18 protein-coding genes and 1 other annotated feature are annotated in these 20,791 nt (G+C 38.2%); of the genes, 6 read left to right on the top strand and 12 right to left on the bottom strand.

The window, feature by feature from the left end; genetic code table 11:
* Positions 1-140: 140 nt before the first annotated feature.
* The 4 genes from FC19_RS06530 to FC19_RS06515 form a co-directional block, all read right to left on the bottom strand.
* The gene (locus FC19_RS06530; protein ID WP_057876183.1) at positions 141-920 is read right to left on the bottom strand and encodes an alpha/beta hydrolase; all 780 of its coding nucleotides are present in this window, start codon (positions 918-920) and stop codon (positions 141-143) included.
* Positions 921-1,142: 222 nt separating this feature from the next.
* The gene (locus FC19_RS06525; protein ID WP_057876182.1) at positions 1,143-2,819 is read right to left on the bottom strand and encodes an FAD-dependent oxidoreductase; all 1,677 of its coding nucleotides are present in this window, start codon (positions 2,817-2,819) and stop codon (positions 1,143-1,145) included.
* An 18-nt stretch (positions 2,820-2,837) separates the two neighbouring features.
* Positions 2,838-3,401 (bottom strand): alkyl hydroperoxide reductase subunit C, encoded by a 564-nt coding sequence (ahpC, locus tag FC19_RS06520; RefSeq protein WP_057876181.1) that lies wholly within the window; start codon positions 3,399-3,401, stop codon positions 2,838-2,840.
* Between the two features lie 177 nt (positions 3,402-3,578).
* Positions 3,579-4,388, bottom strand: a complete 810-nt coding sequence (locus tag FC19_RS06515; protein ID WP_057876180.1) for a hypothetical protein — start codon at positions 4,386-4,388, stop codon at positions 3,579-3,581.
* 197 nt (positions 4,389-4,585) lie between these two features.
* Positions 4,586-4,829 (top strand) — a binding site (T-box leader).
* A gap of 250 nt (positions 4,830-5,079) precedes the next feature.
* Between FC19_RS06515 and FC19_RS06510 the strand changes: the two genes are divergently transcribed.
* Entirely contained in the window at positions 5,080-5,889 is an 810-nt protein-coding gene (locus tag FC19_RS06510; RefSeq protein ID WP_420805495.1) for a 2-keto-4-pentenoate hydratase, read from the top strand.
* Positions 5,890-6,259: 370 nt separating this feature from the next.
* Positions 6,260-7,087 carry an undecaprenyl-diphosphate phosphatase gene (locus FC19_RS06505; RefSeq protein ID WP_057876178.1) on the top strand — a complete coding sequence of 276 codons (828 nt, stop codon included), beginning with the start codon at positions 6,260-6,262 and terminating at the stop codon, positions 7,085-7,087.
* 196 nt (positions 7,088-7,283) lie between these two features.
* Here FC19_RS06505 and FC19_RS06500 read toward each other — a convergent pair whose 3' ends face one another.
* Positions 7,284-8,129, bottom strand: coding sequence for an endonuclease/exonuclease/phosphatase family protein (locus FC19_RS06500; protein ID WP_057876177.1), 846 nt, complete (start codon positions 8,127-8,129; stop codon positions 7,284-7,286).
* 274 nt (positions 8,130-8,403) lie between these two features.
* On the opposite strand from FC19_RS06500, the gene FC19_RS06495 reads away from it, so the two are divergent.
* On the top strand, positions 8,404-9,828 hold the full coding sequence (locus FC19_RS06495) for an amino acid ABC transporter substrate-binding protein/permease (protein ID WP_057876221.1): 1,425 nt from the start codon (positions 8,404-8,406) through the stop codon (positions 9,826-9,828).
* An 88-nt stretch (positions 9,829-9,916) separates the two neighbouring features.
* Here the strand turns inward: FC19_RS06495 and FC19_RS06490 are convergent, their stop codons facing one another.
* The 3 genes from FC19_RS06490 to FC19_RS06480 all read right to left on the bottom strand — a co-directional run bounded on the left by FC19_RS06490 (position 9,917) and on the right by FC19_RS06480 (position 12,299).
* Positions 9,917-10,381, bottom strand: a complete 465-nt coding sequence (locus FC19_RS06490; RefSeq protein ID WP_057876176.1) for a universal stress protein — start codon at positions 10,379-10,381, stop codon at positions 9,917-9,919.
* 129 nt (positions 10,382-10,510) lie between these two features.
* A complete protein-coding gene (locus FC19_RS06485) occupies positions 10,511-11,434 on the bottom strand; it encodes a CPBP family intramembrane glutamic endopeptidase (protein WP_157061278.1) in 924 nt (307 codons plus the stop codon).
* A 130-nt stretch (positions 11,435-11,564) separates the two neighbouring features.
* Positions 11,565-12,299, bottom strand: coding sequence for a deoxynucleoside kinase (locus tag FC19_RS06480; RefSeq protein WP_057876220.1), 735 nt, complete (start codon positions 12,297-12,299; stop codon positions 11,565-11,567).
* 183 nt (positions 12,300-12,482) lie between these two features.
* Between FC19_RS06480 and FC19_RS06475 the strand changes: the two genes are divergently transcribed.
* Positions 12,483-12,956 (top strand): nucleoside 2-deoxyribosyltransferase, encoded by a 474-nt coding sequence (locus FC19_RS06475; protein WP_083488391.1) that lies wholly within the window; start codon positions 12,483-12,485, stop codon positions 12,954-12,956.
* Between the two features lie 148 nt (positions 12,957-13,104).
* On the opposite strand, the gene FC19_RS06470 is transcribed toward FC19_RS06475, so the two are convergent.
* Positions 13,105-15,234 carry a putative ornithine decarboxylase gene (locus tag FC19_RS06470; RefSeq protein WP_057876173.1) on the bottom strand — a complete coding sequence of 710 codons (2,130 nt, stop codon included), beginning with the start codon at positions 15,232-15,234 and terminating at the stop codon, positions 13,105-13,107.
* Between the two features lie 262 nt (positions 15,235-15,496).
* Here FC19_RS06470 and FC19_RS06465 point away from each other — a divergent pair, with 262 nt between their 5' ends.
* Both FC19_RS06465 and FC19_RS11815 read left to right on the top strand, forming a co-directional pair.
* Complete coding sequence (locus tag FC19_RS06465) at positions 15,497-16,942, top strand: APC family permease (RefSeq protein WP_057876172.1); 1,446 nt, start codon at positions 15,497-15,499, stop codon at positions 16,940-16,942.
* A gap of 370 nt (positions 16,943-17,312) precedes the next feature.
* Positions 17,313-17,795: a PTS sugar transporter subunit IIB gene (locus FC19_RS11815; protein WP_057876171.1), complete on the top strand. Its 483-nt coding sequence runs from the start codon at positions 17,313-17,315 to the stop codon at positions 17,793-17,795.
* A gap of 127 nt (positions 17,796-17,922) precedes the next feature.
* On the opposite strand, the gene FC19_RS06455 is transcribed toward FC19_RS11815, so the two are convergent.
* The 3 genes from FC19_RS06455 to FC19_RS11810 all read right to left on the bottom strand — a co-directional run bounded on the left by FC19_RS06455 (position 17,923) and on the right by FC19_RS11810 (position 20,707).
* Complete coding sequence (locus tag FC19_RS06455; protein ID WP_057876170.1) at positions 17,923-19,044, bottom strand: PQQ-dependent sugar dehydrogenase; 1,122 nt, start codon at positions 19,042-19,044, stop codon at positions 17,923-17,925.
* A 528-nt stretch (positions 19,045-19,572) separates the two neighbouring features.
* Positions 19,573-20,403 (bottom strand): hypothetical protein, encoded by an 831-nt coding sequence (locus FC19_RS06450; protein ID WP_235809336.1) that lies wholly within the window; start codon positions 20,401-20,403, stop codon positions 19,573-19,575.
* A complete protein-coding gene (locus tag FC19_RS11810) occupies positions 20,384-20,707 on the bottom strand; it encodes a hypothetical protein (protein ID WP_235809335.1) in 324 nt (107 codons plus the stop codon). Before FC19_RS11810 ends, FC19_RS06450 begins: the two co-directional genes overlap by 20 nt.
* Positions 20,708-20,791: the final 84 nt, after the last annotated feature.

The raw sequence follows: 20,791 nt of genomic DNA, 5'->3' as shown, positions 1-20,791 counted from the left end.
AAGCATATCATAACAACTTCACGTATCCAATTTCAAATTTTAATTGTCTTTTGTGATACTTCATTTTGCTCTATTCTATCTGCTAGCTGTACTAGGGGTTCCAGTTCACCTGTAGCTGTATAAGGCCGCTTCCTTCGGAATTAATCGCTACGCTCGAATAAAAACATAGCTATCTCACGATCAACTTCTCCATTCTCATGCAGCATACTGTGATAGGCTGTTAGCGGACTCCCTTTAATTACCTTAGCTCGATAATCTTTAACATAAGGCTTGACGATTTTTTCTAAATAAAGATCCTTATTCAGCGGAATGCCACCATCAGTTTTCTGACCCCAGATGTTGCCTGCAATATTCAAAATACTCAATTCTGGATCTAATTTCTTTCCGCTTTCTTTAAGTCCAGGAAAGGTCGTCGCAATGTTCACAAATTTAATAACCTGCGGTGCCTGTGATTTCTTAGAAGTTTTGTTGATCAGATAATCATAAACAATGTTTCCGCCGCTCGAATGACCTACCAAATTAACTCTGGGAACATTATACTTTCGTTTCAGCTCAATTAGCACTTTGCCTAATTGAACGGCTTCAACCTGCTCGTTACGATTATTTTCAAATAGCACTTGGATAAGAGGATTTTTAGACTTCAAAGATGCTTTTTGATTAAAATGGATTTTGCCATCTGCGCTTACATGAATAATCATTGTTTTCGTTCCCAACCCGTAGTGATCTAATCGAAAAATCATTCCACCAAAAGACACCCGATTGCCCATATAACCTGGAATAAAAAGCGTTGGAGTTCCAGTCCTTTGTATCTTGGTTCCGCGAAGAAAGCTTGCTTGTCGTGCCTGCCACATTCCACCTAAAAATAGGATTGCTAAGCAGGCTCCGATGCATCGTTTTACTATCTTCTTCTCTTTTTTCATTTCTTAAAATCACTTCTTTGACTATGAATACACTTTATCATACACTTCAAGAAGATATGTTACAAAATCATGCCTTTAACCTTAAGCACAGTGGTTTTATCTTTAGCTGTCTGTCACTATAAACATAAACAAGAGAGCTCGCGATTTATTGCGAGCTCTCTTGTTTATGACCATCTATTTTTCAGTGCTTATCATCTTTAACATATTCGTAAGAAAAAGTAATCAGATCGCCGCTACTTTCTCACAAGCACTCACCAACTGCTCTAATGTCTGACTTCCAAAAATTACATCACCATTATTAATAATGGTTGCTGGAACACTCATAATATGCTTTTCATTCCTTAATTCTGGGAACATTTGCAGATCAATCATCTCAGCAGAAATGTTAGGATTGAGAGCTGCCATATGCTGACAGGCGGCCACAACATCTGGGCAGAAGTGACAAGTCAGCGCGATCCCTACCTCAATCTTAGCTTTCGGTAAAGCCTTGATGCGTTCTGCCAGTTCCGGCTCAACCTCTTGCCCTGGCCCCGCAACATTGTAAAGTGCCAACACCAGCGAATTCAGCTCGTGACCAGTCGGGATCCCACTAAAAATGATTTCTAAAGGATTCTGTTCAGCATCTAAAATACTTAATGCTGGCAGCCGTTGATTATCTGGATCTGTCACATTTTTAAGTTCATAGTGAATATGCTTATCAAGTTCAGCAAACTCCTTAGAAAAGGCTCCCAGTTCCTGACTTTTAGCACTACCATCATCTAAATGCAGTAAGGTAACGTTCGCGGTCAACTTGCTAAAAATACCTCGCAGTTGCTGCCGCATCTCGGGATTAAACCACTGTCCCTGATGCATAGACTGCTTTTCTGTTTTTGTGGCTAGATTAGTTGTTTGTCCCAAAGGTTTCTTTACTTGTTTTTGTTTCTCCGTTACAGGATGAATGGGAATATTAAGCCGCTGCTTTTGTTCAGTAACATAATGTTCAGCAGCTGTAGCTGCGCTTGCTCCATCTGAAGCAGCCGTAACAATCTGGCGAAGAGGCTTAGCTACAACATCACCGGCCGCAAAAACACCCTTTCTGCTTGTTGCTTGGCAAGCATCGACCTTGATATATCCGTGTTCATCACATTCAACATGATCAGAAAAGCCTGCCGTAGCGGGCTGCGTTCCCACATAAACAAACACTCCAAATGTTTCTTCACCCGCCGGTACGTGATAAGCAGTCGTCTCCTCAGTCTCATTATTGATAAAACGTGCACTTGTCAAATAGTTGTCACCGTCTACTGACACCAGTTCTGTATTAAATTTAACATCCACTTTAGGATTATTTAAAGCCCGAGCTGCTGTTAAAGGCGCACAGGTAAATTCAGATTCACGTACAATTACAGTCACATGACGAGCATACCTCGTTAAATAATCAGCTTCTTCTGCCGCAGCGTACCCTCCACCAACAACAAAAACCTGTTTTCCACTGAATAATTCTCCGTCACATGTTGAACAATATGCAACTCCGCGTCCTTTAAATTCATCTTCACCTTGAAATCCTAATTTTCTCGGTTTAGCTCCTGTCGCTAAAATAACACTACGACAATAGTAATCTTTTCTACTTCCGTGCACGATTTTAACATCTCCATCAAAATCGTATGCATCTATATTGTCACGCGTTATTTCAGCGCCAAAGTACACTGCTTGCTCCTGCATTTTATTCATCAATGCCGTACCGTCAATTTTTTCAACAGCAGGATAGTTCCATACAACAGAAGTCGTTGTAACTTGGCCCCCAACTTGATCATTCTCAATAATCAATGTGTCCAAGGTTGCTCTTCCGGCATAAATTCCTGCGGATAAGCCTGCTGGTCCAGCCCCAACAATGACTGTGTCATAAATATGTTCTTCTGTCATCCTCATCGTCTCGCTTTACTATATTTTTCCGACCAAATCAAGACTTGGTGTAATGGTGTCTTCACCTGGATGCCAATTAGCTGGGCAAACTTTGTCTCCATGTTCTGCAACGAATTGTGCTGCTTCAAGCGTCCGCAGTATTTCACTTGCATTACGTCCGATACCCATGTCATTGATCGTATAAGATTTGATCTTACCTTCAGGATCAATAATAAATACGGCTCGGAATGCTTGACCAGCTTCTTCATCTAATACATCAAGAAAACGTGCTAATTTTCCAGCCGGATCAGCCAGCATCGGATATTGGACTTTACCTATTGTATCGGTTGCTTCAGCCCATGCCTTATGTACAAATTCGCTATCTTCTGAGACGGAGAAGACTTCCGCATTAGCTTTTTTGAATTCTTCATAATGATCTTGCAAATCACCCAATTCTGTTGGACAAACAAATGAAAAATCAGCTGGATAGAAGAAGAAAACTGCCCATTTCCCTAACACATCTGCTTTGGTTACCTCTTTCGTTTCACCTTGCTGATAGGCATTGACCTTAAAATCTGCTAATTCCTGATTGATAAAATTCATAAAAACATCCTCCTTATTTAATTGTTTAGAATAATTCTAAAACCATAACTAGTATAATTCATTTAAACGTAAAAGAAAATACATTTTGCAAAATATTTTTTAAACTTATAAAACAGCACAATTTATAGAAAAATTTCTTTGCATGTGTTAATTAAATATTGTGAAGATTCGGCATAATTATTTTACACTCGCAGCCATTTTAATTGCTGTTTTAAAATTATGTGCACTTAACTTAAAAACCGTTTTTTCATCCTGCCAGATTATATTCTGATTACGCTGTCCATCCTGATTGCCTACCTCAAAAGAAACTTGCCCGTATAATCTTGGCACGGGCAACATATGTTCCTCTAACAAACTAACTATTTGCTTCGACATCTGTTCAAGCTTCTCGCCTTGAAGAGCCGTAGCATGAACTCCAAATGACCAGTTTCCTTCATTCCAATTCAGATAACGCTGTCCCGCTCCAGCATCTAGATAGCCCTGAATATTATGTCCTAAACTCACAGTTGGCAGTCCTTTAAAGTCAGCGGTACTTCGATGCTCTATCTGTTGGGCCGCCTCTTCAGTAGTACTATAGGTTCTTTTGGTAAATTCGGCATATGGAATTTCATGCGCAACATTATCATCATTAAAATTCTTTGCCTTTTTCCCAACACTATAAAAAATTGCGTAATTATTTACATCTCCGGTATAACGTATATTCAATCTGTTGCTTCCATTGTTCAAACCGTCAGTAGTGGGCAACATCCCACCCCGCAGTACATTACGCAATTTACGGTTGAAGACAGCTATTCTCGCTGTCTGTTCTGAAAAATCTTTCCCAGACTTAGTAGTAGAAGCCCTCTTCTGAGAACTTCGTTGCTTATCAGACTTGTTTTCCAGCTCCGTTTTGGTACTGTTTTTAGTATTCCTCTTCTTTGTCTGTGAGGCACAGCCAGTAATCAGCAGACTGCTTGCGGCGAGTATGGCTATCGCACACTTTCTCATGATTAAGCCCCTCTCAAAATCGATTTTCATCGTAAGCGTACAACATTTTAGCTACGAGTAACAAACAATAACCGACTTAAACTTAAATTTTTCTGAGCACTTCAACTTCTGTTCCAACAAAAAATATAAATACTGCAAAAAGGCTTGACAAGATGAAATTTACAGTCTAAGATACAGTCAATAATTAAATTTGAGTGAGAAAAACGTTGATTAGGAAAGTAGTTTATGTGAATCAGCTTAGAGAGCCATCGTTTGGTGCAAGATGGACTGGATAGGATAAACGAAAATCACCTATGAGTTGTGCATTGAAATCTTTAATAGTAACTTGCACTGGTTGCCACCATTATCAGGCCAGCAAATTGATAAATTGATAGTTTGTGTGAGGTATTTTCAGCAATGAAAATATAAAATGAGGTGGTAACGCGTTTTGACGCCCTCTAATTCAAAGAGAAAAATAGTCTTTGAATTAGAGGGCGTTTTTTTATTCGAATTTAGCTTAATTTAAGTGAGGTGAGGACGTATGAAAGGCGAAAGCGGTATTAAAAGCTCTGACGAAAGCGATATTCAGATTATTAAAATAAATTTTTTCCAAAAATTAACGTACAGTCCTCACATTAGTGGGCATAGATAACAAAGATGAGGACTATCTCAATTGTCAAAAAATATAAAAACAATAAACGGGGGTAGATTCATCATGACACAACAAACAACTACATTATCAAAAACTGAAGAAAAATTTGCACAGGAGCTTTTTAACGCTTACTCATCAAGAAAACCGCTTAAAGAAAATGAATGGAACAATCAAGTAACAGACGCAGATACAGCATACCGCGTCCAAGAACGTTTAACTGAATTAAAGAATGAAGAAGTTGGCGGCTATAAGGTATCCTTGACAAGTGCTGAAACTCAGAAGATGTTTGATTCCGATTCTCCACTATATGGAGCACAAGTAGCCAGCCATTTCCTAAAAGCTCCTGTTGCTGTGAAACTACAGGATTTAATGGAACCACTAGTTGAAGTGGAACTTGAATTCCGGGCAAAAGAAGATCTCTCAGCGTCTGATTCACTTGAAGAATTGATGAATAAAACAACAGTTGCCGGTGGACTTGAAGTTCCAGATTCACGTTTTAAAGATTGGTTTCCAACCCTTTCTAAGTATATGGTGATGTCAGATGCAGCTGTAGGCGGCCTGGTAGTCTATGGTAAGGAATATAATACGAATGAAGTGTTTTCTTCAGTAACTGAGCTTGCAGAAGTAAAATGCGAACTGCATCACGATGGAAAAAAGGTAAAAGATGGTGTTTCATCTGAAGTTTTGGGTAATCCTCTCAAATCCCTTCATTGGCTCGTTGAAAAACTTGAATCGCAAAACAAAAAATTCACGGCTGGACAAATGGTTTCATCTGGAACGTTCGTTCTGCCGCCGAAACTAACAGCTGGAAAATGGGATGTATCATTCAGTCATGGTTTAGGCACCGTTGAATTAAAAGTTGCGAAATAACCACTTGTACTTGTACTACTTTGAACGCATAGAGAGTGTGGCATAAGCCGGTAAGTTTTGGGTACTGACGTGAGATTACGAACATAGCACACCTTTTTGCTATAAGTAATTCGAAGCTAGACAGAAACTTTGACTTATGAATACATTTATACGGGATCAAAAGAAAACTAGATCAAAATTTAACTTTTGACCTAGTTTTCTTTTTTGTTGCCAACTGAAAATTCATTAATATTTTTTTAAAAATAAATTAAATAGTTAGTTAATTTTCCTTTAAGCGAACATAAAACAACTAACTAAAATTGTTTATCAGTGTTAAATGAAGTATGATAATACAGTGAAATCAATTTTTAATGTATGAAGGAGATTTTTTATGTTTGATATTATCAAAGCTATAATATTAGGAATAGTTGAAGGTGTCACTGAATTCTTACCTATTAGTTCAACAGGACATCTTGTCTTAGTTGATCAGTTCATCAAGTTAGAGCAATCATCTCAATTCATCGATATGTTTAACGTTGTTATCCAGCTTGGAGCAATTATGGCAGTCGTTGTTATTTATTTTCACAAGTTAAACCCTTGGTCACCTCAGAAAAATACACTTGAAAAGAAAAACACTTGGACACTTTGGAAGAAAGTAATAATCGCCGTTCTTCCATCCGCAATTATTGGCTTGCCACTAAATGATTGGATGGATGAACATTTGATGAACTGGTTCGTTGTGTCTATGGCCCTTATTGTATATGGTGTATTATTCATTCTTATTGAAAATCGTAATCGGAACATTGAGCCTAAATATGCTGATTTAAACACTTTATCTTATAAAACAGCAATTGCAATTGGTCTTTTTCAGATTCTTTCACTCGTTCCCGGTACATCACGTTCAGGTTCAACCATTTTAGGTGGAATTACCATTGGAACCTCCCGTTATGTAGCGACTGAGTTCTCATTCTTCCTTGCAATTCCAACTATGTTTGGTGCTTCTCTTCTCAAACTTTATAAATTTTTCAAACATGGTGGATCCTTAGCAGGATTACCAGGACTCGTTCTTGCAGTTGGTGTAATTGTTTCTTTCGTTGTAGCATACATATCAATCCGTTTCTTGCTAAACTATGTTAAGAAAAATGACTTCAAAGCCTTTGGATGGTATCGTATTATTTTGGGTATCATTGTCATTGGGTATTTTGCACTGGTTCATTAAGACTATAAAAGCTTATATTCTAATTCTACGAATCACTCATGTTTGTAATTCTCAGATAGTGCTCAAAACCAGTCTAACGACGGTTGACACACTTCCAAAATATTTTTAATATCAGCAAATACTAGAATTAGCTCTAGAAACTCTTTATTCCGAGTTCCTAGAACTAATTTTTTTGTCCCACATAGAAACGTCACTCTTAAACACTTTTGCTTTTAGCTGCATCCTCCATTTCAATTACAACACCCGCATGGCTTGAAATTCTTGGTGTCAAATTTCCTTCAAAATAAATACGACTAGAGACTATTGGCTGGGCAGGGTACGCTAGAATATAGTCAATTCGTTTGCCAATTTGACTATCTTGCCAACCTCTGACTGCTCCACGAACGGTCAGTCCATCGCCACGCGAAAGCGCAGCTGCGTAAGTATCTTGAAAATGTTCACAAATCTTTGTATACCCTAATATGTTGCTTTCTGCATCGAGGTTAAAATCTCCCATCAAAAAAAGCACATCATTTTTCCTAATCGATTTTACCCATGTCATTGCCTTGCTCCATTCGCGCAGAAACTGGTTATATTGCTCATTGAAATGGACATTAACAAGTGTCCATCCATTTTTTAAATTGACAGCGATTCCTTTTCTTCTATTCTGATCATTATACTCAAAATTTTCTGTTAGTAGCTCCGTTTTTACTGTCGTAATTGGAATTTTTGAAAAAATGGCTAATCCTTCATCGAAAGTATTATCAATTTCATGCGCGGCCGTCCAAGTCCAAGAAAAATTATTTTTAATTTTTTGTAGTTTTTTTTGAAGGAGCAAGGCAAAATTTTCCGATCTGATAGGAATTTCAGCAAACTCATCTCCCATAAACCGCATCCGCTTCAAACAAACAGCATCAACTATTCTCCCGATTCGCGCTTGCCTCACATCCTGCAAACAAAATGAAGTGATTTTCTCACTAACAATCAGATCAACAATTGCATCAATCTGCTGCTTTGTATCACATTCATTTGAAGTATGACAATTCAATGTTAATATCTTCATACTTTGATCGCCCTCCCTAACAAGGAATCTTACTACATAAATAAAACGCTTTCAAGAAAGATATATATCCACCTTATTTTAAATTACGTATTTAAACCTTTTTAACCACTCCAAATGGATTTTTTATATTTATTAATCAATAAAAAAGCTAAGATTTCTTGTGTTACTATAGAATAGTGTAATAACAAAATTGTTTATTCTTTAAATTACTACAAAATTGAGAGCGAGGTTATCCTTCTTGCACAAAAAAACTATTTTCACATTCTTATTTTCCATCAGCTTGATAGCCTTTGTTTGTTTGATTGGTGTTTCACCTGCTAAAGCTGCAGAAAAAACTTATCAAATTGGAACAGACGTGACTTACCCACCATTTGAATTTGCAAATTCAAATAATAAATATGTTGGTATCGATATTGATCTGATGAAAGCTATTGCTAAAACTGAAGATTTCAAAGTTAATATAAAGGCCATCGGCTTCAACGCTGCTGTCCAGTCAATGCAGTCTGGTCAAATTGATGGTGTAATGGCAGGAATGGCGATCACCCCTGAGAGACAAGAAAAGTTTGACTTTTCAGATCCTTATTACAAGACAGGCTTTGTAATGGCTGTTGCTAAAAAAAGTCATATACAAAACTTTAACCAATTGCGTGGAAAAAGGGTCGCTCTGAAAACTGGAACTGCTGCAGCAACCTACGCTGAAACATTGAAATCAAAATACGGTTTTAAGACTGTTATTTTCGATGATTCTGATAATATGTATAATGACGTTACCACAGGCAATTCAGTTGCGTGCTTTGAAGACAATCCTGTCATGCAGTACGCTATCAAAACCGGGCTTAAACTAAAAATTGTGACTAAGCCCGCTCAAGGAGGCCATTATGGTTTTGCAGTAATGAAAGGCCATAATCAAGAATTGCTCTCCAAGTTCAATACTGGGTTGAAAAAATTGAAAAAAAATGGTCAATATAACAAAATCATTAATAAGTATCTAGATAGCTCTGCTACAAAAAAGCAGCAAAAAGAAAACTCTACAGCGCAAAAGAGTAACCATACCTTTATTGGCTTACTAAAACAGAATAAAAATACCTTACTGACTGGACTCGGGAAAACAATCGAGTTAACGCTTGTCTCTATTATTTGTGCTACTCTTTTTGGAATTTTGCTTGGTCTCTTAGGTGTCATACCCAGCAAACTTGCCCAAGGCACATCAGTTACACTTATTTACATTCTCCGGGGATTGCCATTGCTAGTCTTAGCCTTATTTATCTATAATGGCATCCCAAGTTTGACTGGGACAAAGATCTCTGCTTTCACAGCCGGTATTATCACACTATCGCTAAACGAAGGTGCTTATACTGCCGCCTTTGTCAAGGGCGGCATTGAAGCTGTAGACACGGGTCAAATGGAAGCTGCAAGAAGTCTGGGGCTATCTTTCGGTAAATCCATGCGTAAGATCATTCTACCCCAGGGGCTTAGGATGATGATCCCTTCTTTCATCAATCAGTTCATCATTACGCTTAAGGATACTTCAATTCTTTCAATAATCGGCATTCTTGAATTAACACAAACTGGTAAAATAATTATTGCGCGCAACCTTGAAGGCTTTAGGATCTGGACAATCATTGCAATAATTTATCTATTACTCATTACCATCCTGACATGGCTCTCGAAATTAATCGAACATAAAATCAATAAATAACCACAAATTAAAAAACTGCTGCAAACAGATGAGATTAGGGAAACGATCTAGGTCTTATCTGCCTGCAGCAGTTTTTTTATGTTTATTTTTATTTGTTTTTATCTGGACGAGCCATTAAGACGTCACATGCAGCATTACGTGTAATGTAAGAAGCTACAGATCCAACAACTAAACGCTCAATGAAGTTCTTTCCTGTTGACCCTACGACGATCAGATCATTTCGATATTCAGGCTGAAAATCATCCACAACCACAATTTTGGGATTTCCAAAACGTAAATGGACATTGACCTGTTCTTCTGCAAGACCATCCTTTATCAGGGATTGTTTTAGTTTATGCATATATTCTTCGTTAGCCTGTTCAATCTTATAAACACGCTCACCATCTAATGCAATTCCTGCTCCGCCATATTCAAGTGAGTTTAAATCAAGTACTCGTAACACATCTAATTTCGTATGATTACGTTTAACTATTTCCACAGCTTTTTTTAAAGCAGCTTCGGCACCCTTAGAACCATCAACCGCCGCCAGAACACGTTCATACTTTTGAGCCATCCTAATCACCCCATCTTTTACAAACTAAAGACTTCCACGCTCACCGTTCTTCCAACAATGAAAGTGCCGCAATAAACAGCAAATAGCGCTTCCGTTTGTCTCTATTATAGCATTGAGACACTGACTGCTTCAAAGTTTTTCCAATCCCATACATGCTAAAACAAAGACCACCACAGTTATTACAACATTATATCGTCCAAAAAAGGTTCTCTTCAGATATGACTGATCTCCTTGCTGGGCTTTTAACCAAGCCTTGATTTCATTCCGCTTTTTCCATAATACCCACACGCCCATCAGGCCGCCAAAGAGAAGAATCATTCCGCTGATACTCTCGGCTTGATGGGTAGGTACATTACGTAATATATAAATCAAAAAATCTCCTAAAATAAAATTGTTAAAAACATGAAGTGCAAAGGACCACTTCAAACCGTAAGTCAGTGCCGTATATCCGAGCACGAGGCCTAGAAGAAAAGCAAATGGGCTTTGAATAAGGTTGGCATGGTATAAACCAAACATATAGGCTGAAATAATAATTGTAAACTTTTTCCCGTATGGTTCAAGACTTCTAAGCAAAAAGCCTCTAAAAACAATCTCCTCACTCAAAGGGCCAAGAAGGCTTGCATACATCAACATTGAAAAGGTCTGACTATGTGCAGTTGCCGCCTGCATTTGGGCGGTTGCACTGTATCCAAAAAGATTAAGGAAAGATTCAAGAGCCGACCCATACACACTCGAAACTATCTGCCCGCTCATCATAACCGCCAGTAAACACAGAAAAACACCTGTTGTCATCTTAATATTCGTTTCCATAAATATTTTTCTTTTCAATCGAGGTGAAGAAACAGCAACTATAACCAACATACCGCATGCAAGCGCAACAAAATATGGAACACCGCTTTTCTCTAATGCGGCAATTGAATAGCTAGACCCATTCTTGTGCAGCATCATCACGATACTGGCTGCCGTTGCCGTTATTTGAAATACGATAAAATAAATTGCTGTTATCACTAAAATTTTGCCGATTTTCTTATTAACTACTTTTCTTTCGCTCATTTTTTCCTTATCTCTGTTAAATAAATTCACACATTTCACCTCGAAGTTGTTTCCTCAAGTATACTTTGTTTGAAACAACCTTGTAAACAAGAGACCTCAGCACAAGCCTTCCATCAATGAGCTTACTTCATTAAAATGGCTGTGTGTGTCTTTTCTCTATCTCCGCAGCCTCGCTGGAAGTCAATTTATTTAATTCCAACAACCGTTCCTCAATCGTTTTAAGAACAGTAATCCGATCGTCCGCATTACCGATGAAGTCATATTTATCCCCATCAATAATCAATAGTGGCGAAACATCATACTGCTTCATCCACTCGTCATAATAGCCTAAGAGTTTCTTATAATAGTCTGCTAATGAAGGATCATTTTGAATCAGCTCATACTCGCGCCCACGTTTAGTAATTCGCTTAATCATCGTTTCGTACGAGACCTTGATCGTAATCATCAAGTCTGGTGATTTTTTCTTGGCAGCATAAGGCAACTCTTCCATCATGTTTTTCAACAAACTTTTATATATCTGATACTCAACTTGAGTTGCATTTCCCATGTCTGTGTTCATTTTCATGAATAGCTCGTCTTCATAGATCGATCGATCCAAAATGTTATTATCGTCTTTCATCGCTTCTTTTATCATTTTAAAGCGACGATTTAAAAAAAAGGTCTGCAGCAAGTATGCATAGGGATTAGTTGCCTCTTTGTCCCCTGCAGCTCTTTTATTTGCAGCAATTTCATTTCCCTTATAAAAAAGCGGTAAAACAGGGTTATCTTTAACTGGCTCAAAAAAAGCCTTAGTCCCCAGCTCATTTGCCAAAATTGCAGTTAAACTCGATTTCCCGGAACCGATAATACCTGATAATGTAATCAAAATAATCAATACACCCTTTCTCTGCCAATCAGTATTCCGACCATGCCAAATTAGTGACCACCAATCATCATACTCGGTCTCATCCTAAAAATAAAGGATTGCATTTACATAATATAGTGTATATCATGTAGATATCTACTGTATATTGTATCTATGCAGACTATAAAAAGCGAGGTCAAGCCATTGAACAAAGTCTATCTTGCAGCACCCTTTTTTAGTAACCATCAAAAAGAACGAATTCAAAAAGTTAAAGATACATTACTTTCCAATAACACCATTGATTCGCACAATATTTTTTTACCTCAAGAACATCAGTTCGAAGAAGAAAAATTTGGCAGTCGCGCTTGGCAGCAATATGTTTTTGCTTCAGACATCCGCCAAGTGCATCGTGCTGACATTCTAGTTGCTATCATGGACTACAAAGCTGAAGAAAGTGATAACGAACCTGATTCTGGAACAATGTTTGAGATCGGTGCTGCCTTCCAATCCGACATACCTATTGCAGTCGTCCAATTTGATCCTGCAAAAGAACTAAACTTGATGATTGCGCAAAGTTTAACAGCTTATTTTGATGCAAGTCGAAATGGCTTAGACGAATTAGCTAAATATGATTTTGATGAACTTAGATCTAAGCCATCGAAACGAAATGTTTTTTGATTTTTGTGTAAAATAACTGCTAAATAAAGACGGATGCTTGTCATTGGCAGACAAAACAAAGGGACAGATCAAAACATAAGTTTTGAATTGCCCCTTTTTGTGCAACCACTTCATTCATACATTCTCAAAATCACTTTTCTTAATTATATTATCTGTTCTGTGCGTAATTGGCGGCTAAAACTTCACCAGAAACAGAAAGTTTATGCAAGTCATTTTCTCGATAATATACACCTTGGATTTCGGGAACAAAACCTGCAAAACGCTCCATTGCTCCGATCAAGATTCCAAAATAATCACGATCAAGTTCACTCCACCGTTCACCAGGAGCGACAATGAAAATCCCTGGCGGATATGGCAAAGCACCTTCTAATGAAATTCTTCCAACAATATTATTCAGATTGCAAAGCTCTCCTTGATTGCGTCTAAAAGCTAGGTCTGCGTCTTGCGGTGTAAATTCGTAAGGCTGCATTTTTTCTTTTTCGAATAATCTCTGCTGTAATCTGAAAGTTTGTTTCTCTTTATAATATAGATGCATTTCTTGGCAAAGTTGTTTAAGAGTATAGCCGCTATAACGTTTTTCATAACGTCGATACAATCGTGGCAGGACCCGACTAAGGGGAGCATCTGTTAAATAATAGCTTTCAAACTCCAGTAAAGCAGATATTAAGATTTGCAGATCAGCATCAGTATCCCCTGGAGTAAGTAGAAACAGCAAGGAGTTTAAGTCAGCTTTCCCACGAATAATTCGTTTCTCAGTCAAAAACTCTGCTACGATTGGTCCTGGTATCCCCAACTGCTCATATTTACTATTTATAATATCGACACCAGGTGTGACGATTGTCAGTTTGAAAGGATCCAACAAAGCTTGCTGTTGCACAACCTTTTTAAAACCATGCCACTTATCGTTAGGAGTTAGATTCCAATATTTCGGATCTGTAGCTAACTTCTCAGTTGGAATATCTTGCCACAACGTGCCCTGAACAGTTTGAGGAACTAAGGGCTTGAACAGTTTAGCACTTCTCAAAAGCTGCTTGCGCCATTCAATACTGCGTTCAAGTAAACTCTGCCACCACAAATTTTTCCCTTTGCCAGAAACCAGATAAGCGTTAACTGCCAAAGATGCATACAAAGGATATGAATAACTGGACGTCACATATTTTAAGTATGCGTTATTAAAATGCTTATGATCAATATACCTTTTTTGACCTTTTAGATGCCGATCCTTTTTCAATATCTGCGAAACCTGACCTAAGCCGGCTTGTTGTTTATGGATCGACTGGGTTACAAGAATGCCTGGGTCATCTTTTTGATAAGTGTATGCAAGTGGTGAAAGGCTCTGCATTAGTGGGACAAACTGCTCATATCCTCCCCAAGCACAATCAAAGAGGATATAATCACAAAGCCCTCCAATCTTATCTAGAATCCAACGAGCATTGTAGAAAACACCATCATATGTTTCTAATTGTACAACCGCCAAACGAAAAGGCCGTTTCTCCTGCGCTTTCTCCGGTGAAACTCTGGCAACTTTCTTGCGCAGCTTTGCCTCCTCCAAATCCTTAGGATCCATCTCGCCTATCATTCCCAACGGGTTACGATCTGCCGAAACATATATTGGTTTTGCCCCGTTCATAACCAGTGCACTGTTATAAAGAGATTTATGATTGTTGCGATCAAACAACACAAGATCCCCGGGAGTCAATGCTGCACTAGCACAAATCGTGTTTGCACTAGTCGTTCCATTTGTACAAAAATATACCTTATCAGCATTGTAGGCTTTGGCTGCACGTTGTTCAGCCAGCAGCGGTGTGCCTTCATGCGTCATCGTATCTCCCAACTCTGCTACAGTGTCGCTCGTGTCCGCATATAACATGTTTGAACCAAAAAAACGGTTAAAGACAACTCCCGCTGGATGCTTTTCATAATATTGCCCATTATGATGTCCCGGAGTCGTGAAGCTTACTGGATGGGCATTAGCAAAATCAACTAAATCCGTTAAGAAAGGTGGAACGGTTTTTATCGTATACCTCTGAGCTTCTTCACCGATTTTCATTTTCACTGTTTCGACGTTATCATTCTGAGAAACTGTAATTACGGGAATCTCCAATCCCGAAACTGTGCATAGGCTCTCGGCAAGCTTTTTTTGAAAATCATCATTTTCACTGACCACAATCGCTGCTAATTCTGAGCTCTGCAAAGAGGTGTTCAATTCAACATGTCTCCACGTTGAAGGAAGATAAGCAAATAATTCTTTAGAAGCCGCTATTTTCAAAATTTTCATAATCATTATCCTTACTTTTTTACATTTTTAAATTAAGTCTAGTCAATATGCTACTTTTGTCTTACAATTATTTGGTGGATAAAAAGTTTGAAGCTCTTCTTGAATTCTCATTTTGTTTTAAATCTAACATTTCAATTATAATAATTATATGCTGAGGTACACGACAAGTGAAACGGTTAAGCTTAGGCTTCATTCATAAGCCTCCTAATTGGGTGTTTTTTATAATCTAAAACACTATTTTTAATTAACGAAGGAGAAAAAAATGAATGAATTAGAGCCTAAAAAACACTATATGCGTTGGCCGGTTATTGCCCTACTGGACTTCGTTACAATTATCAGTTTTGAAAATATCTTTTATCCTTTTCAAAACCAGGGGCTTTCTGTTGTTATTTCTTGGATTTTCTTACTTTTTGCTTATGTCATTCCCTATGAATTAATTGTCAGTCAAATGGGGCTGACCTTTCAAACTCAAAGTGGCGGTTTGGCCTCATGGGTCAGGCGCAGCAGTAATGATACGCTGGGTTACTGGACATCTTGGATGTATTGGATTCAAAGCATTCCCTATATCGTTGATGTTTCCAACTCTGTCATCGTTTCTTTCAGCTGGATGATTCTCGGTGACAATTCCTTAGGCTCCAGAATGTCAACCTTTCAATTTGGATTATTAACCTTCGGTATTATTTTAGCATTCATTCTTTTAGAAAATGTCTTCAAAAACTCACTTGAGATTCTTTCTCTCATTGGCGGCGGAGCAATGTTTATCATGTCAGCTCTCTTTATCCTGCTGGCAGGCTATGCCGTGATGCATGGAACACATATGGCAACACAACCTTTCAATTTTCATGCTTTCATGCCTAATTTCAGTCTGAAATATTTTTCAACGACTGGTTTATTGATTTTCGCCATGTCCGGAGCTGAATTAGCCGCACCTTATCTTGTCCAGATGCGTGATCCTAAACATGAATTTCCTAAAGCGATGTGGCTGCTTGCTATCATGACAGCTATCTTAACCGTCTTAGGCACCTTATCATTGGCTGTCTTCTTTGATGCTAATAATATACCACATGATTTCAAAATGAATGGTCCCTACTATGCCTTCCAGATGTTAGGACAGGAAATGGGACTTGGAAAAATTCTGATGTACCTCTTTGCCGTCGTTCAAGCAATTTTCATGATGGCCCAGCTAGCCGTCTTGCTTGATGCTTCAAGTCGTGTTTTTGCGGGCGATGTTGCTGATAGATTTATGCCGCACTGGATGACTAAAAAGAACAAAAACGGGCGTCCAATTCATTCTTATCTGATGACCACTGGATTAAGCTTGTTCCTGCTCCTGTTAACCGGCACGTTGCCTAATATCAACACAATTTATAATTGGCTGCTTAATATCAATGGAATCATTTCGCCCTACAAGACCTGCTGGGTTTTCTTCGCCTTTGTTGCTGTTCGCTGGCAGCAAAACAAATTTCAGTCTGATTATATCTTCATCAAGAATCGAATCGGTGCACTGCTCGTGGGAGGATGGTGTTTAGCTTTCACTTTCATCTGTGCAACACTTGGTTTTATTCCGCAAGAAGCTGAATTCGGCACCAGATCATTCAATCACCAATTATTACTCAATATCATTACTGTTTTCGTCTTATTCGGTTTAGGATTCGTTATGCCGATGCTACGTAAACATGAGCTACGTGAACAAGAATTGCGCAAATAGTTTCTTGCAGCTTTTGCATACTTTTGAGAATCTTCAGTTCTTTCTCTCAATTTACCTACGATTGCTAAAAATCTCATTATACAAAAAAACATCTTCTGAACTTGAATAAAGTTTAGGAGATTTTTTTCTATTCATCCACATAACGACTTTAGATAATAATATCGAGGCATTTAGAACAGACCCCTCTCAAAAAATCCCCCCAGTTTTCTTTTGCTCATTTTATTAGATAACTTATACGTCAGGGAAAATTCCCAGACTCATGGCGCTTTTCCCAAGAGTGGCATTGCACTTCCCCAAAGCCATGCTAACCATTGTAAACGTTTTATTGCAACCGTATACTTTTGTTATCAACTAACAAGGAGAGATTATTATGAGTTTGGTATTAGCACGTATTGATCAACGTTTGATTCACGGAATCGTCGTCACACAGTGGGCTGGACATACAAACGCAAAACGCTTAATGGTGGTTGATGATTTTGTCAGTAAAGAATTTGCCAATGACTTATTCATATCAGGACGAACAAATTTTTTAATCGCGGGAGAGTCCAATTTAAAAATTATTTCAAATAAACTTACTTCGCAAGATCTGGTAATAGTTACCTCGTTGAGCGGAAATACTCCTGGAATACGAGATGCTATAAAAACATTAAAAATTAGCAATGTCCCCATATGTTCTGTTACTTCATTCGGGACTAACTATTTGACTGAACATGCTGATTATTCTTTGTATTACGAAGCAGGTTTGTTGCCAAATGTTAACGGGCAAGAGCCTATCTATTCCATGACTTGTTTAAATTTGATTTTATCTATTTTAAGTAGAAAATATAAAGAATTCATTTTATTTGATGAATGATTATTATTCTAGCCGTACCACTTAAAGAAAGAAGAGCTTACCATCTTAATATGGCAAGCTCTTCTTTGTACCATAAAGACTTCTGGTTCTGAATCAATTCACCCTCGGGCTTTTCTTTATAGGCAAACTACTTTTTAATTGAAACTGACATCACACGATCATCTCTGGTCCCAGGGTTCCCTCGGCCATCTGTATTGTTGGTGATAAACCACAATTCATTTTTAGGTGAAATCACGACATCTCGAATACGTCCATATTTCCCTGAAAAATATTCAAGCGATTCTTGCAATGCAGAAGTCGCAACTGCACGCAAAACCGTCCCGCGTAGGTTTGCAATAAATAACACGTCGTTATAAAAAGCCATTCCACTAGGACTCGCTTCTGCGGGGGTCCACTGTTGTACTGGATCAACGAATCCCTGCGTATTGGCTTTTCCTTCATGTGTCGGCCAACCATAGTTACGTCCCGGTTTTATTTCATTCAACTCATCCCATTTGTTCTGCCCAAATTCGGTTGCATACATTGTTCCATTTGTAGACCAAGCAATTCCCTGAGGGTTACGGTGACCATAACTGTAAACAAGAGAATTTTGAAAGGGATTGTTTTTTGGAACACTGCCATCTGACATCATACGCAAAATTTTACCATTCAGTGAATTTCTATCCTGCGCGCTGGAAGAATCACCAGCATCACCCGTAGTCGCATATAACATGCCATCAGGTCCAAATGCGATTCGACCGCCGTTATGATTAGCAGCTTTGGATATCCCACTAAGTATCACCTCAGCTTTACCTAATTTAAGTGAACCTTTCTTACCATTTAAAACATAACGTACAATACGATTGTCTTCGGGCGTTGAATAGTAAACATATAGATATGGATCTTCACTTGAGGTATTCACTGCCATCCCCAGCAAGCCATCTTCACTAACATGTTCAATACCGGATATTTTGCCGACAAGCCGTGTTTTTTCGTTATCTAAAATTTCACGGATCTCTCCTTTATCACGCAAACTAACTAAAACGCTATCATTATAAAAGACAAGCGACCACGGTGCTTCTAGTCCGCTGGCTCTTACACGAGGTGTCCCAACCAATTCAGCTTTCTTATAAGAACCTGAGACACTTGTTGAATCAGACTCCTTTGTGTTACTGGTATTATTTTTATTCGGCGAAATTACCAAAAATGTGATCAAAGCTATGAAGATAACACTTGCCACTGCTCCTAATGCGATATATATTTTCTTCATACATCGTTCATTCCTTTCTCTCGTTTTCGGAGTTGCCGTTTTTCGGTTTGCTTTATCTATCTTTATAATACCTGTTGTTCTTCCAAAAAACATTTTTCATGCTGTCATCACAATCATTTTGGCTTTTGGCTAAATAAAAAGTCATCCGCATTCGTATCAAATTCAAAACCAAAACTCAAAATAAGATAGGCGGACGATCTAAATCGGAAAAATTTGAGTACTAATGCAAAATTACGAATATAGTGCGTTCTTTATTATGGCTAATTTGAAGTCAAACGGATAATTCTGAATTATGGAACACGTTTAGAAGGAATCAACAAATAGGCTGGGTCGAAAGTTAACTTTCGACCCAGCCTATCCTCATACTGATTCTTATCGGCACTGGTTGACAAAGAACTTCAAAAAACCAGCCCTTTTTTTCTCAATATAGTTGCTGCTAACCGTATTCCATTCATCAGAATTGTTTATATTTCCTTCTTGCCACCCTCTGCCGACTAGCTCTTTCTAAATTTATCAAGCACAAGAAACTTAATCAACTCCACTTTCCTCATCACTTGTGGTAACTTTGCCATTCTCAAGACTGACGACAGGGATATTACTAGTAATTTGCCCAGCATCTGGATCAGTCAGATATTTAATACTGCTGCTCATGCCGACGATCGCTGGACCGGCTTTGACTGTAATTATCGAAGCTGCTTCACCTGGATTTTTCTGATCCAGCTGTTCAAAAATCGTAATATCATCCTTCGGCAAGTCATTTGCTGCCACCAATGTGCTCGTTTTCTGATAAGTAGTAGTTTGTCCCAGCCCAATTCGAATCAATTTGTTTTCACTAACAAATATATAAAGATAACCCAGACTGTCACCACTAGCGACAGATTTTTGAGTTAATTGGTAGCCAGCTCTGGCCGCATTAGTTTTTTGTGAAGCATAAGTCGTGTTTTGATTTAATGAAATTAATGGGTACGAACTCAAACCCTGAATTGCGGAACGTTCATAACTATCATAGCGGTGCTGATATAGGTAACCATCTCTGACCATTATTTTTCCAGTGTCACTAGCACTAGTCGTCGTTTCAGGTGCAATCCACGTGCCATTTAATTTAGCTGGGGCAATTTGTCCGGTAGCTTTTTTTGTTCGCGTATCGGTAAACGCTTGGCCACGGTCAATAGTAATAGTTTGCTCGGCATCTGTATATTGGGGATTAATCGCGTATAAATGATAACCCTTGGCGACAAAAGCCTGACCCAGAGGCATATTATTAGTTTTTGTTTCCAAAAAAACTAAGTCTGACAATTTATTAATCTTAATGTCCGCGCCCAGTTTTTTAAGCACGGCATTAATCTGTGCAATCTTCATCCAATGGGACTTTGCTCTGTTCACTTTTAACCAACCTTTTCTGAGTATCAGACTGCCATTTTTTTAATGAAACCTGCTTATAATTGATAGGATATGCTATAAATTGATTTTTAGATGTCGTCCAATTTGAGATATCACCGATTTTTGCAACCACAGAAGTTGATAGGCCATTAGAAACACCAGTATTCTGGGTCTGCTTAGATGTAATCTTCTTGCTGAAAGTCCATGTTTTTGAGTCAGATTTCAAGACATTGTGTGTTGTTTTTTTGTGGCATTGTCTGCTTTTTGCTTCTGAATACCACACCCAGTTAAGATAACTATTGCTAAAATTATGCTGAAAATATTCAACTTGCGCATATAAGGCTGCTCCATTCTATGTTTGATTCAC

It is taken from the genome of Liquorilactobacillus aquaticus DSM 21051 (assembly GCF_001436755.1).
Lineage (GTDB): Bacteria > Bacillota > Bacilli > Lactobacillales > Lactobacillaceae > Liquorilactobacillus > Liquorilactobacillus aquaticus.
This window is presented reverse-complemented; position numbering and strand designations above follow the sequence as displayed.